The following is a 14,319-nucleotide window of genomic DNA, read 5'->3' on the forward strand; positions in this document are numbered from 1 at the left end:
TCAGCGCCCCGATTCGTCGGGCACGCGCACCATGATCTCCTGAGCGACGCTCGCCAGCAGCAACCCGTCCCGCGAGTAGATGCGTCCCGTCGCGAGACCGCGCCCGCCTCGGGCGCTGGGGGACTCCTGCACGTAGAGGAACCACTCATCCACCCGGCCGAACCGATGCCACCACATCGCGTGATCCAGGCTCGCCACCTTCAGCCCCGGTCGCGCCCATGCGATCCCGTGCGCGCGCAGGATCGACTCCTGGATGGTGAGATCGCTCAGATAGGCCAGCGCGGCGCGATGCACGGCGGGATCATCGGGTAGCTCACGGCGGGTACGCATCCACACGGCCTGGTGCGGCTGCGCCGCCCCGTCCACGCTCAGGTAGATCGGCGAGGGCACATGGCGCAGATCGACCGGGCGTTCCAGGAACATCCGCTTGGTCATCGGATGCAGACCCTCCAGACGGGCCTCGAAGTCGGGCAGGGTCTCCGGATCGGGAATCCCGTCGGGCATGGCGGCCTGGTGCTCGATGCCCGGATCCTCATCCTGGAAGGAGGCGATCATCGAGAAGATCGGAACCCCCTCCTGGAAGGCCTGGGTACGCCGCGTCGAGAAGGATCGGCCGTCGTGGATCCGATCCACCGAGAACGTGATGCCTTTGGCCGCGTCGCCCGGACGCAGGAAGTAGCCGTGCATCGAGTGGGGCACGCGATCGGCCGGCAGCGTCCGCGACGCGGCGACGATCGACTGGGCCAGCACCTGGCCGCCGTACACGCGGCCGAGGGGCATCGCCTGCGATACTCCGGTGAAGATGTCCTCCGAGGTGCGCGCATCCGAGGCGGCGAGATCCAGCACCGCGAGCATTGCGGCGACGGCGTCGATCGCCCCAGCGTCGTCGTCGGTCGGAATCGGATCGGCGCCGGTCACAGGGTCTCCTCGCGTCGGCCGCGGCGGTCGTCACGGCATCGATTGGTAGTTTAGGCGGATGCCCGAGCGCCTCCTTTTCGCCGACGCGCACGCCGCGGCGGACGTCCTCACCTTCGCCGGCCGTGCTGCGCGCCTCGGCGACGGGGCCGTCCGGCTGCAGGGCTCCGCCGGCACGCTCGCGATCACGGCAGCGCCCCTCGCGCCTCGAGGGCTGCTGGATTCGACGCCGACGGTCCTGGTGATGCGGGCCCACGCCATCGACCCTGAACTGGTGTGCGACATCGTGGTCGAGGCATCCGCCCTCGCACGAGATCCCGAGGACCCGACCGCGCTCGTGCTGCCGGCGACCGCGCTCTCACCCGCGTGGGCGGGAATCGCACCGCCTCGGTCGAACTGGGCGCCGGGGGAGACGATCGCAGCCGCGCAGCTGGCGGGCAGTGCGCAGTGGGGTATCGCGGCCGTCGCGGAGGTCGTCCCCATCGATGCCGGCGAGGATGCCGTGCGCGCGGTGCGGGCAAGCGTCTGGGGAGCATCGGATGCCGGTCTGGGCGGGCTGCCGCGCGGCGCGGCGTTCGCCGCCTTCGCGATGGGATTCATCGCAGGGGAGGAGTCGGCGAGGTGCTTCACGTCGGGTGCCTGGACACGCCTGACGCTGGACCGCGGCCACGTGCTCGTGCGCGGACCGGTCCGCAGCGGTCTGACCGACGTCCGCGCCACCGGCTCGACGGCCGCCTCGTCGTAGGTCAGACCGCGGCCGCCGCCGATCGTCCGGCGATGCGCCCGGAGAACAGGCATCCGCCGAGGAATGTGCCCTCCAGCGCCCGGTAGCCGTGCACGCCTCCGCCACCGAATCCGCTCGCCTCACCGGCGGCGTACAGGCCCGGCACCGGCGCACCGCCCGGGGCGAGCGCACGGGCATCCAGATCGGTCTCGATGCCACCGAGCGACTTGCGCGTCAGCACGTGCAGCTTGACGGCGATCAGCGGCCCGGCTTTCGGGTCCAGGATCCGGTGCGGGGCTGCCGTGCGGATCAGCCGGTCGCCGCGGAACGCGCGGGCCGAGCGCAGCATCGCGATCTGCGCGTCCTTGGTGAAGTCGTTGTCGATCTCGCGGTCACGGGCTTCGACCTCGCGGCGCACGCGCTCCGCATCCAAGACGTCTCCGCCCGGCAGCGCCCGCATGCCGGCGATGAGGTCGTCAATGCTGTCGCGGACCACGAAATCAGCGCCACGATCCATGAACGCCTGCACGGGGCCCGCCGCACCTTTGCCGAGCCGCGACTTCAGCAGCAGCTGCACGTCCTTGCCGGTCAGGTCCGGGTTCTGTTCGCTGCCGGAGAGGGTGAACTCCTTCTCGATGATCTGGCGTGAGAGCACGAACCATGAGTGGTCGTACCCTGTCGCCCGCAGGTGTGCCAGCGTGCCGAGCGTGTCGTAGCCCGGGAACAGCGGCACGGGCAGGCGTTTGCCGGTTGCGTCGAGCCAGATCGACGAGGGGCCGGGGAGGATCCGGATGCCGTGATCGGGCCACACCGGATCCCAGTTCTGAATGCCCTCGACGTAGTGCCACATCCGGTCGCCGTTGATCAGCCGTGCCCCGCCGTGCTCGGTCACCTCCAGCATCGAGCCGTCGACGTATGCGGGGACGCCGCTGATCATCGTCTCAGGGGGAGTGCCCAGACGCGCCGGCCACTGCCGGCGGACCAGCTCGTGGTTTCCGCCGATCCCTCCGGAGGAGACGATCGTCGCTGCGGCGGAGATCTCGAAGGCGCCGACGATCTCGCGCGAGGTCGCCACACCGCGGGCAGCTCCCGACGGCGCGAGGACGTCGCCGGCCGCTCCGACGACGGCACCGTCCTGCACCAGCAGCCGGGTGACCCGGCGGCGCGGCAGGATCGTGACCAGTCCGCGCGCTTCCGCATCCTCCACTGCGCGGCGGAACGACGCCACGATGCCGGGACCGGTCCCCCAGGTGATGTGGAATCGTGGGACGGAGTTCCCAGGCCCCAACGCCGTGTAGCCCCCGCGCTCGGCCCAACCGACGACCGGGAAGAACCCGACGCCCTTCTCACGGAGCCATGCCCGCTTCTCGCGGTGCGCGAACTGCAGATACGCCTCGGCCCACCGCCTCGGCCAGGTGTCCTCTTCGCGGTCGAATCCGGCGTTGCCGAACCAGTCCTGATGCGCGAGCTCGAACGAGTCGTGGATGCCGAGACGGCGCTGCTCCGGGGAGTCGATGAAGAACAGGCCGCCGAAGGACCACCACGCCTGCCCGCCGAGGTTGGTGCGCGGCTCTTGATCGACGATCGTCACGCGCTTGCCGGCGGCGGCCGCCTCCCCGGCGGCGACGAGGCCGGCCAGGCCCCATCCGACGATCAGGACGTCGGTGGTCAGGCGGGCAGGATCCGGGGACATGGGCGACTCCTTCGTCGGCGGGTGAACGGGGTTACGAGCGGGGTCAGTCGCCGGGCGGTGCAGGGTGGACGGGGAAGGATGCCGCGTCCCGGCCGTCTGCTGCGGGGCCGATCCCCGTCGGCTCGAATGTGTTCACCATGGCATGTGCCGCGCGCTGCAGGTAGTCCCACAGGGTGGCCTCCTGCAGCGGTGGAAGATCGAGCTCGTCGACGGCGGTGCGCATGTGCGCGAGCCAGCGGTCGCGGGCATCCGGGTTGACGTGGAACGCGTTGTGGCGCATCCGCAGTCGTGGGTGTCCGCGCGTGTCGCTGTACGTGGTCGGCCCGCCCCAGTACTGCTCGAGGAACAGCGTGAGGCGCTCCCTGGCGGGGCCGAGGTGCTCCTCGGGGTACATGGGCCGGAGCACCTCGTCCTCGGCGACGCCGCGGTAGAAGGCGTCGACCAGGCGGACGAACGTGTCGTGGCCGCCGATCTCGTCGTAGAAGGTCACGGTTCGCTCGATCCCTTCGGCGTCTCCGCCTCGTCGGGCGCCGGATCCACTCCCGCGGTCTTCTTGGGCTTCCACACCGGCCGGTCCGCAGCCGGGGCCTTCCCGGCACGGCCCGTGCGTGCGGGGTCGACGGCAGCAGGAGTGACCGGTGTCGGCTTGGTCTTCGGCGGATTCGCACCCTTCACCCGCTGGGCCCCCTCGAGCCCCGACAGGGTGATGGAGGACAGTTGCGGGAGCGTCAGGCCGAGTTCGTCGATCGCATGCTTGAGGCGCATGCGGAGCTCGCGTGCGACGTCGTCCTTCGCTCCGGCGCGCGTCTTCATGACGAGCCGGATCACCAGCGCGTCGCCGGAGACCGATTCCAGTCCCCAGACCTCGGGCTTCTCGATCACCCGGGTTCGCCACTTCTTGTCCTCGGCCAGGTCCTTCGCCGCGTGCAGCATCGTCTGCTCGACCTCGGCGATGTCGGCGTCGACCGGGACGGCGAGGTCGATGATCACGCGCGACCACCCCATCGACATGTTGCCGATGCGCGTGATCTCGCCGTTGCGCACGTACCAGAGGGTGCCGTTCACGTCGCGCACGTGGGTGATGCGCACGCTCACGTATTCCACGATGCCCGTCGCCAGTCCCAGGTCGACGACATCGCCGATGCCGACCTGGTCCTCGGCGACGATGAAGATGCCGTTGAGCACGTCCTTGACGATGTTCTGCGCACCGAACCCCAGACCTGCGCCGATCGCCGCGGTCAGGAGGGTGAGCGAGGCGAGCGCGTTCGGGGCGAGGACATTGATGACCAACAGCAGCGACACGATCACGATCGTGACGTTGACGATGTTCTGCATGATGGAGCCGAGCGTCCGCGTCCGCTGCACGAGCCGCACGGACGCGAGCGGCGAACGATCCAGCGCCTGCGTGTCATCGACGTTCGCCTTGTTCTTGGCCCCGTTGACGATGCGGCGCACAACCCTGCGGATGACGAGCTTCAGCACCCAGCCGATGAGGATCGCGCCCAACACGATGCCGAGCACCGTCAGCAGGTTCCATCCCGCCTGGGCGAAGAATGCGCCGACTGAAGCCCAGAATGCGGGGTCCAGGAACGCGGGCGGTGCGGTGTCCGAGGGTGTCCGAATCATCGTTCCGATCCTACTGACGCGCGCCTCTGCGACACCTGAGTGCATCGCCGGGGCTCAGCACGCGAGTGCGTGGTGGTGCGCGCGATCGCGGCGTGGACGCGATCCCGCGCGAGAAGACCCTCCGCCGGCGCAGCAGCCGGGGGAGGGTCTTCTCAGCGGGCGGGTCGTGGCGCCGCTACTGGGCGTCGCGATCCTGAACGGCCAGCGCGCGCTCCACACCGGCGAGGTTCTCATCGACCAGACGGCGAAGCGCCGGCGCCGCATCCCGGTTGGCAGCGAGCCACGCGCGCGTGGCATCGCGCAGCTCGAGGTTGGCCAGTGCAGCCGGGTAGAGCCCGACGATCAGGTACTGGGCGATCTGGTAGGTCCGCGACTCCCAGATCGGCAGCAGCATGTCGAAGTACGGGGCGACGAACGCCGACAGCTGGGCGACGCCGGCCGGGTGCTGGAACCCGAGGGCAGTCGAGCGGACGATCGTGTTCGGCTGGTCGTCGTTCTGGATTAGCGAGTCCCACGCGGTGCGCTTGGCCGCGGCATCCGGAATCGACGCCTTCGCCTGCGCAGCGAACTCGCCGCCCTTGGCCGTGTTGTCCGCCGCAAGGGCCTCATCGATCGCTGCCGCGTCGGCGACGCCACCCGCGGCGAGCGAGACCAGCAGCTGCCAGGACAGGTCGGTGTCGATGTCGAGACCGTCCAGCACGACCTTCCCGTCACGGATGCCGCGGACGCTCTCCCAGTGGGCGGGAGTCGAGGCGGAGGTGGCGAAGGCCGTGACGAACTGCAGCTGCGAGTCGCTGCCGGGCTCGGCTGCCTGCGCCAAGGCCCACAGACCGTCGGCGACCTTCTGCCTCGTCGCCTCGCGCTTCTCCGGCGCGACATAGGAGTTCGCTGCCAGCTGCAGCTGCGCGAGCGTGGTGCGGACCGTGGTCGATTCGCTCTCGCTGCCGATGTTGCGCAGCACCAGGTCGACGTAATCGCTGGGGGATGCCTCGGCGTCGCGCGTCTGGTCCCATGCAGCGCCCCACACGAGCGAGCGTGCCAGCGGATCGGCGATGCCGCCGAGGTGCTCGATCGCGGTCAGCAGCGACCGCTCGTCGAGACGGATCTTCGCGTAAGCGAGATCCTCGTCGTTGAGCAGGACCAGGTCGGGGCGCGTGTGGCCCTTCAACTCCGGCACCTCGGTCAGGTCGCCGTCGACGTCGAGCTCGACCGAGTGCACTCGCTCGAGACGGCCGTCGGTCACGTTGTAGAAGCCGACGCCCAGACGGTGCGGCCGGATCGTGGGATAGTCCGCCGGTGCGGTCTGGGTGATCGCGAACCGGCTGATGATCCCGTCGGCCCCCTCGACGATCACCGGCGCAAGCGTGTTGACGCCGGCGGTCTCGAGCCACTTCTTCGACCAGGTGCCCAGCTCCCGGCCGCTGGTCTGCTCGAGCTCGGCGAGCAGGTCGCCGACCTCGGTGTTGCCCCACTCGTGCTTGGCGAAGTAGGCGGCCACACCGGCGAAGAACTGCTCGATGCCCACCCAGGCGGCCAGCTGTTTGAGAACCGAGCCGCCCTTCGCGTAGGTGATGCCGTCGAAGTTGACCTGCACGTCTTCAAGATCGTTGATCTCGGCCACGACGGGGTGGGTCGAGGGCAGCTGATCCTGGCGGTAGGCCCAGGTCTTCTCCATGGCGTTGAAGGTGGTCCACGCCTCGGTCCACTCCGTCGCCTCGGCGGTGGCGATCGTGGAGGCCCACTCTGCGAACGACTCGTTCAGCCACAGGTCGTTCCACCACTTCATGGTCACCAGATCGCCGAACCACATGTGCGCCAGCTCGTGCAGGATCGTCACGACCCGGCGTTCCTTGACCGCATCGGTGACCTTGCTTCGGAAGACGTAGGTCTCCGTGAAGGTCACTGCTCCGGCGTTCTCCATCGCGCCCGCGTTGAACTCGGGCACGAACAGCTGGTCGTACTTGGCGAAGGGATAGGGGTAGTCGAACTTCTCCTCGTAGTAGGCGAACCCCTCGCGCGTCTTGTCGAAGATGTAATCGGCATCGAGGTGCTGCCACAGGCTCTTGCGGCCGTAGACCCCCAGCGGGATCACGCGTCCTGAGGCACTGGTCAGCTCGGAGAAGGTCTCTTCGTATGGGCCGGCGATGATCGCCGTGATGTACGACGAGATCGGGGGCGTCGGCTCGAAACGCCACGTCGCGCTGCCGTCTCCGTGCTTCTTCGGCTCGGGCGTGGGGGAGTTGGAGATGACCTTCCACGGCTCCGGGGCGGTCACCGTGAACTGGAACGTCGCCTTCAGATCCGGCTGCTCGAAGACGGCGAACACACGACGCGAGTCGGGCACCTCGAACTGCGAGTAGAGGTAGACCTCGCCGTCGACGGGGTCGACGAAGCGGTGCAGACCCTCGCCCGTGTTCGTGTACAGGCAGTCCGCCTCGACGATGAGCTCGTTCTCGCGCTCGAGCCCGCGCAGAGTGATGCGGGAGTCGGCGAAGTCCGACAGCGGCACCTCCCGACCATTGAGCGTGATCTCGCGCACCTCGCGCGCGATCAGATCGATGAACGAGTCGGCGCCGTCGGTCGCGGGGAAGCGGATGACGGTGCGCGACCCGAAGACGTCCGCGCCTCGGGTCAGGTCCAGGAGGACCTCGTACGAGATCCCGGGCCCTGTGCCGGTGGACGGATCGATGATCGCGCGGCGCTGCTGCGCCTCGATTCGAGTGAGGTTCTCTCCAGGCACTGCGTTGCTCCCGTTGGTGAGGGTGGGATGTCGCGGACAGGCGCTGCTGGCGCCGGCGACAACCGTCCCAGCCTACGACAGCGCACGGACCCGCTCTCAGCCGCCCCTGAGCCCGATCGCTGATGAAAGGATGGAACGGTGAGCGAGAGCGACGTGCGGGACGCATCCATCAGTACGCAGGCGACGGATGCTGCGGCGGTGCCGTTCGCCTCGGCCGCGGCCGCATCGGGGGATCCGCACATCGAGGTGCCCGTCGCATACGATGCCATCCTGCTCGCCGGATTCGGAGGCCCAGAGGGCCAGGACGACGTCATCCCCTTCCTGCGCAATGTGACGCGCGGCCGGGGCATCCCCGACGAGCGACTCGAAGAGGTCGCGCACCACTACAGACACTTCGACGGGATCAGCCCGATCAATGCGCAGAACCGCGCGCTGAAGGCCGCACTGGAGGTCGAGCTCGCGCAGCGCGGCATCGACCTTCCGGTGTACTGGGGCAACCGGAACTGGGCCCCGTACCTGGAGGAGGCGGTATCGGATGCCGCGGCATCCGATCACACCACCCTGCTGGCACTGGCCACCAGCGCCTACTCCTCCTTCTCCAGCTGTCGCCAGTACCGCGAGGATTTCGCCCGCGTGCTGACCGACACGGGCCTGGGTGAGTCGGTCACGATCGACAAGGTGCGTCAGTTCTTCGACCATCCCGGATTCGTGCAGCCGTTCGTCGACGGGGTTCGCAGCGCGGTGGCCGGGTTCCTCTCCGACGGCATCGCTCCGTCGGCGATCCGGGTGCTCTTCTCCACGCACAGCATTCCCACCGCCGACGCCGATCGATCGGGCCCACGGGACGTCGACTTCGGCGAAGGCGGCGCCTACGCGGCTCAGCACCTCGCCGTCGCCGACGTGGTGATGGCCGCGGTCGTCGCGGATGTGCCCGCCGCAGCAGGGATCGGCTGGGAGCTGGTCTACCAGTCCCGTTCCGGCCCGCCGAGTCAGCCGTGGCTGGAGCCGGATGTGAACGACGTGATCGCACAGCTTCCCGCCCGGGGCATCGAGGCCGTCGCGATCGTGCCGCTCGGATTCATGAGCGATCACATGGAAGTGCTCTGGGACCTCGACACCGAGGCGACCGATGCCGCCGCCGAAGCGGGCATCCGTTCGGTCCGGACCCCTACTCCGGGCATCGACCCCGTCTTCGTGTCCGGTCTGATCGATCTCGTCGAGGAGCGACTGCGCGGCGCACCCGCCGCGGACCGGCCGCACGCGACCGGACTCGGGCCGTGGTTCGACGTGTGTCGTCCCGCCTGCTGCGAGAACGTCCGCGCGGGGTTCAAGCCCGCCGCCGCCGGCATCGCTCCGTAAACTGTGGCCATGCGCATCCACATCGCGACCGATCACGCCGGCCTCGAATTCTCCACCCAGCTGCAGCACCATCTCGCCGGCGCCGGCCATGAGATCGTCGATCACGGTCCGATCGACTACGAGCCGTTGGATGACTACCCGGCCTTCTGCATCCGGGCAGCTCAGGCGGTCGTTCGCGACCAGGCTGCCGGCATCGAGACGCTCGGCGTCGTCTTCGGCGGCTCGGGCAACGGCGAGCAGATCTCGGCGAACAAGGTGCCGGGCGTGCGCGCCGCGCTGGTGTGGAGCATCGCGACCGCGGAGCTCGCCCGCGAGCACAACGATGCGAACGTGATCGCCATCGGCGCCCGCCAGCACACCTTCGACGAGGCTGCCGCCTTCATCGACCGCTTCATCGCGACGCCGTTCTCGAACGAGGAGCGTCACGTCCGGCGCATCGCCCAGATCGCGGCCTTCGAGGCCGACGGATCGCTTGCACCGGATCCTCGCGCCGCAGCACCGTCCGGCGGCGAGGACGTGGACGCGTTCGACCCCGAGGCCGGCTGAGGCCCGATGCCCGAGGGCCATTCCGTCCATCGCATCGCGCGGCAGTTCGAGCGCAACTACGTGGGTCGCCGGGTCGCGGCATCCAGTCCCCAGGGCCGCTTCGCAGAAGGTGCCGCGATGCTGGACGGACGCACCGCCACGGCGGTGCGCGCGGTGGGCAAGCAGATGTTCCTCGAGTTCGACGACGACCTCTGGCTGCGCGTGCATCTGGGCATGTACGGCGCGTGGGACTTCGCGGGCGAGATCATCGCCGATCCCACGATCGCCTCGGCCAACGGCCGGATGGGTCAGACGAACCAGCGCGGCACCGATCTCGATGCGCCGATCCTGGACAGCGCCGGCGAGAACTCGCTCACCTCCATCGGCGCGCCGCGACGCGCGCGCGTCCGCGTGCGGATGTCCGAGCAGACCACCGGACTCGGAGCGGAGGACGACCAGTGGCCGCCACCGGTCGTCGGCCAGGTGCGGCTGCGCCTGCTCACCGACATCACCTGCGCCGATCTGCGCGGACCCACCGCGTGCCAGATCCAGACCCCCGATGAGGTCGCTGCGACCATCGCCAAGCTCGGCCCGGACCCGCTGGTGGACGACATCGCGGCCGGCGAGGAGCAGTTCACCGCCGTCGTCGCCCGCAAGCCGACCGCGATCGGGCAGCTGCTGATGGATCAGTCGGTCGTCAGCGGCATCGGCAACGTCTACCGGGCCGAGCTGCTGTTCCGCGCGCGTCAGAACCCGCACACACCGGGGCGCGACGTCCGCGAGGAGGTCGTCCGCGACATCTGGCGCGACTGGGTGCGTCTGCTGGCGATCGGCGTCGAGACCGGTCAGATGATGACCATGGACGACCTGGACCCGGACGCCTACCGGGCCGCCATGGCCAGTCGCGACGATCGGCACTGGGTGTATCACCGGGCGGGTCTGCCGTGCCGGATCTGCGGGACCGCGATCCTGGTCGAGGAGATGGCGACGCGCAAGCTCTACTGGTGCCCGCGCTGCCAGGCGTGACGCCCGCCGGGACCGCTCCGCCGTCGCCAACCGTCCTCACACGGCGCCGGCGCGGCCGCATGGCGACAGGGGAGCAGGCTCGGACGGCGTCTTAGGCTGAAGGCATGCGCCAGAACCCCTCGTTCGCGATGACCGATGTCGCGGAACTGCGTCGCCTGATCGACCGGCACCCGTGGATGACGCTCGTCAGCAGCACGCCCGACGGCCTCGTCGCGTCGCACTACGCAGTGCTGCTGGATGAGGATTCCGACGACCTGACGGTCGTCGGCCACGTCGGCAAGCCCGACGACCTCCTCCATGGGCTGGGGGATCGCGAGCTCCTGCTCGTGGTCCAAGGACCGCACGGCTACATCTCGCCCGGCTGGTACGGCGACGTGCAGAGCGTCCCGACCTGGAACTTCGTCTCGGCCCATCTGAGCGGCATTCCCGAGGTGCTCACGCCACAGGAGAATCTGAAGGTGCTCGACCGACTCGTCGAGCGATTCGAGCGCCGGATGCCCGAGCCGCGGCGGATGTGGGAGCGGCCCAACGATCCGGCCTACGTCGAACGTCTCGAGCGCGGCACCGTCGGGTTCCGGCTGAGGCCCACCAGAGTCGTCGCCAAGCGCAAGCTCAGTCAGAACAAGACATCGGACGTGGTCGAGACCATCATCGCCGAGCTGTCCGGCGACGGTCCGTACGCCGATCCGGCGCTGGCTGCCGAGATGCGCCGCGCCGCGGACGCGCGAGTGCGCCCGTGAGTGCGCTCGGCGCGCAGATCGGCACCATCACCGGTGCGCGCATCGCCGGCGCCGGTCGCGAGCTGCTGCCCTTCGACGGCCCGATGGACGTCTTCGTCGTCGACGGGGTCATCGAGGACATCGCGCCGGCGGGGGCGATGCGAGCCCGCGGGGAGGTCCTCGATGCAGCCGGCACGTGGCTGATCCCGGGCCTGTGGGATCACCATGTCCACGTCCTCCAGTGGGCCCTCGCGGCCCAGCGCGTGCCGCTGGGTTCCGCCGAGTCGGCCGCGCACGCGGCCCGGCTCATGGGCAGCGCCCCGGTGCTCGCCGACGGCCGGCGGGTCGGCACGGGGTTCCGCGATGCGTTCTGGGCGGACCGCCCGAGCCTCGAGAGGCTGGATGCTGCCACCGGCGGCATCCCGACCTATCTGATCAACGCCGATGTGCACAGCGTCTGGTTGAACACCGCCGCGCTGCGCCGCGAAGGGCACGAGCCGGACGGCGTCGGATTCCTCCGGGAGGCGCCCGCCTTCGAGATCTCACGACGGCTCAACGAGGTGGATCCGCATTCCGGCGACCAGATGGTCGCCACGATGGCGCGGGATGCTGCGGCCCGCGGCATCGTCGGCATCGTCGACCTGGACATGGCGTGGAACGAGAGCGCCTGGCAGCGGCGGCTCGCGGACGGATTCGACACGCTGCGCGTGTCATTCGGCATCTATCCCGAGTTCCTCGACCGGGCTCTGGCGGAAGGGCTGCGAACCGGCGATCCGGTGCGCGGCGATGCTTCGGGTCTTGCCCGTGTCGGGTCGCTCAAGGTCATCACTGACGGCTCGCTCGGCACGCGCACGGCAGCGTGCTCGCACGCGTATCCCGGAGACCCGCACAACCACGGCCAGCTGAGCGTCGACCCCCAGACCCTGGTCGAGCTCATGACGAGGGCGACCGGCGCCGGCCTGGACTGCGCGATCCACGCGATCGGCGACACCGCGAATTCGCAGGCCCTCGATGCGTTCGCACTGAGCGGGGCTCAGGGGACGATCGAGCATGCGCAACTGGTCGCACACGCCGACATCCCGCGCTTCGCGCGGCTGGGCGTCGGGGCGAGCGTGCAGCCCGAGCACGCCGTCGATGACCGCGACCTGACCGACACGATCTGGGCTGGGCAGACCGCGCTGCCGTATCCGCTGCGCAGCCTTGCCGCGACCGGGGCGAACCTCCTGTTCGGCTCGGACGCGCCGGTCTCCCCGCTGGACCCGTGGGCGGCGATGGCCGCTGCCGTCTACCGCACCCGGGCGGGGCGTCCGGCGTGGCGGCCGGAGGAAGGAATCGAGGCCGCCGTGGCGCTCGCCGCCTCCACGCGCGGCGGGTCCGTCGATGGCGCCCGCATCGAACCGGGCGCCGTCGCCGACCTCGCGCTGTGCGCGCATGACCCGCTCACAGCCGCGGCGGACGACCTGCGCGGTATGGCCGTGATCGGCACACTGTTGGCCGGCCGCCTGACCTGGATCGCATGAGCCGACCCTGCTCGCAGCGTGCGTTCGGGGGATAACCCCCGAAACGCCGGGGGAGCGGGTCGGATGCCGCTCGCCGACGTCGCGCACGAGGCTGAGAGGGCACGATCGACAGCGAACGCAGAGGATCATCATGACCGTCACCCCGGCCCAGCGGGCGCCCGCCCGCGCCACCTACGGCCAGTCCTGGAAACAGGTACCGGGCCGAGCGCTGTACCTGCTGGTGGTGTTCGTGCTCGCGATGACCGCGGTCGGGGTCTTGGCTGGACTCTTCTGGACGGGCATCGGACTGCTGATCCTGGTCGTGGGCGTCCCGCTGGTCGTGCTGTCCCTGCTGGTGGCCCGCGGCTTCGGTGTCGCCGATCGGTTCCTCCTGCAGCTGACAGGTCTGCCCGAGATCGCCGAGCCGGAGTGGAACCGCGAACCGGCCGCTCGCGGATTCTGGGCGACGATGCTGCGACCCGTCACCAACGGGCACTACTGGACCTCGCTGGTGCACGGCATGATCGTCAGCCCCATCGTGAGCACGATCTCGTTCGCTCTGACGGTGCTCTGGCTCAGCCTGAGCCTGGGCGGGCTGACCTACTGGATCTGGGGTGGATTCCTCCCTCGGGGCGACGGTGGCCAGTGGGGTCATTTCGTCGCGGACGCGATGCCGTGGCTGTTCGGCTCCTGGTCTGCCTGGGCCGTCGAGGTGGTCCTGTACCTGGTGGCGGGCATCCTGTTCACTCTCACACTGCCGTGGGCGATGAGCGGTCTGGCACGGGTCCACCACGGCATCGCACGGGGCCTGCTCGGCCGTTGGCCGAGCGACGACCTCGCCGCCGAGGCGCGCGCCGAATCCCAAGCGCGGGCGGCGGCGGTGCAGGCTGAGAGCACCGGTCTGCGCCGACTCGAACGGGACATCCATGACGGCCCGCAGCAGCGTCTGGTGCGTCTCCAGCTGGACCTGGCAGCGTTGGAGCGCAGGGTGGACGCCGGGGACTCGGCGGCAGCGGCGGAACTCGCGCGCGAGGCGCAGGGGCACGCGAAGGCGGCACTGGACGAACTGCGTGCGCTCTCCAGCGGGGTGGCGCCGCCGCTCCTGCAGGACCGAGGGCTCGCTGCGGCTCTGGCCGGTGTGGCGGCCGGGTGCGCACTGCCGGTGGCGGTCGACATCGACCCGCGTGTGGATGCCACGACCAGCCCGGAGGTCGCCAGGGCGGTGTACTTCGTCGTGGCGGAGCTTCTCACCAACGCGGTCAGGCATTCCGGCGCGACCGCCGCGACGCTGAAGGTCGCCCTTCGCCCGGCGCCTGCTGCCCCCACTCTCGATGTGTGGGTGGTCGACAACGGTCGCGGCGGCGCCGCGCCGATGCAGGGACACGGCTTGGCGGGGCTCCAGGAGCGGCTTCGCGGACTGCGGGGCGGGCTCATCGTCAGCAGTCCGACCGACGGACCGACCACGATCGGCGCGCACGTGCCGCTCGCCTAGC

The 14,319-nt window shown here is 69.8% G+C and carries 12 protein-coding genes; 7 read left to right on the top strand and 5 right to left on the bottom strand.

Annotated features, from left to right (window positions below; genetic code table 11):
- Positions 1-855: an acyl-CoA thioesterase gene (locus tag BLT19_RS11520; RefSeq protein ID WP_091493899.1), complete on the bottom strand. Its 855-nt coding sequence runs from the start codon at positions 853-855 to the stop codon at positions 1-3.
- A gap of 121 nt (positions 856-976) precedes the next feature.
- Between BLT19_RS11520 and BLT19_RS11525 the strand changes: the two genes are divergently transcribed.
- On the top strand, positions 977-1,660 hold the full coding sequence (locus tag BLT19_RS11525; RefSeq protein WP_091490214.1) for a hypothetical protein: 684 nt from the start codon (positions 977-979) through the stop codon (positions 1,658-1,660).
- Between the two features lies 1 nt (position 1,661).
- Here BLT19_RS11525 and BLT19_RS11530 read toward each other — a convergent pair whose 3' ends face one another.
- From BLT19_RS11530 to pepN, 4 genes are all read right to left on the bottom strand, one after another.
- On the bottom strand, positions 1,662-3,332 hold the full coding sequence (locus tag BLT19_RS11530) for an FAD-binding dehydrogenase (protein WP_091490218.1): 1,671 nt from the start codon (positions 3,330-3,332) through the stop codon (positions 1,662-1,664).
- Positions 3,333-3,375: 43 nt separating this feature from the next.
- Entirely contained in the window at positions 3,376-3,822 is a 447-nt protein-coding gene (locus BLT19_RS11535; RefSeq protein ID WP_269457410.1) for a globin, read from the bottom strand.
- Positions 3,819-4,958 carry a mechanosensitive ion channel family protein gene (locus BLT19_RS11540; protein ID WP_091490223.1) on the bottom strand — a complete coding sequence of 380 codons (1,140 nt, stop codon included), beginning with the start codon at positions 4,956-4,958 and terminating at the stop codon, positions 3,819-3,821. The genes BLT19_RS11535 and BLT19_RS11540 overlap by 4 nt, the downstream gene beginning before the upstream one ends.
- 175 nt (positions 4,959-5,133) lie before the next feature.
- A complete protein-coding gene (gene pepN, locus BLT19_RS11545) occupies positions 5,134-7,698 on the bottom strand; it encodes an aminopeptidase N (RefSeq protein ID WP_091490227.1) in 2,565 nt (854 codons plus the stop codon).
- A gap of 138 nt (positions 7,699-7,836) precedes the next feature.
- Between pepN and BLT19_RS11550 the strand changes: the two genes are divergently transcribed.
- The 6 genes from BLT19_RS11550 to BLT19_RS11575 all read left to right on the top strand — a co-directional run bounded on the left by BLT19_RS11550 (position 7,837) and on the right by BLT19_RS11575 (position 14,318).
- Positions 7,837-9,057, top strand: coding sequence for a ferrochelatase (locus BLT19_RS11550; RefSeq protein WP_091490230.1), 1,221 nt, complete (start codon positions 7,837-7,839; stop codon positions 9,055-9,057).
- 9 nt (positions 9,058-9,066) lie between these two features.
- A complete protein-coding gene (locus BLT19_RS11555) occupies positions 9,067-9,603 on the top strand; it encodes a ribose-5-phosphate isomerase (RefSeq protein WP_091490235.1) in 537 nt (178 codons plus the stop codon).
- A gap of 6 nt (positions 9,604-9,609) precedes the next feature.
- Positions 9,610-10,608, top strand: coding sequence for an Fpg/Nei family DNA glycosylase (locus tag BLT19_RS11560; RefSeq protein ID WP_091490244.1), 999 nt, complete (start codon positions 9,610-9,612; stop codon positions 10,606-10,608).
- A 104-nt stretch (positions 10,609-10,712) separates the two neighbouring features.
- The gene (locus tag BLT19_RS11565) at positions 10,713-11,348 is read left to right on the top strand and encodes an FMN-binding negative transcriptional regulator (protein WP_091490247.1); all 636 of its coding nucleotides are present in this window, start codon (positions 10,713-10,715) and stop codon (positions 11,346-11,348) included.
- A gap of 83 nt (positions 11,349-11,431) precedes the next feature.
- A complete protein-coding gene (locus BLT19_RS11570; protein WP_172825692.1) occupies positions 11,432-12,847 on the top strand; it encodes an amidohydrolase in 1,416 nt (471 codons plus the stop codon).
- Positions 12,848-12,977: 130 nt separating this feature from the next.
- Positions 12,978-14,318: a sensor histidine kinase gene (locus BLT19_RS11575; RefSeq protein ID WP_091490253.1), complete on the top strand. Its 1,341-nt coding sequence runs from the start codon at positions 12,978-12,980 to the stop codon at positions 14,316-14,318.
- Position 14,319 lies beyond the last annotated feature (1 nt).

The sequence above is a fragment of the Microbacterium pygmaeum genome (assembly GCF_900100885.1).
GTDB lineage: Bacteria > Actinomycetota > Actinomycetes > Actinomycetales > Microbacteriaceae > Microbacterium > Microbacterium pygmaeum.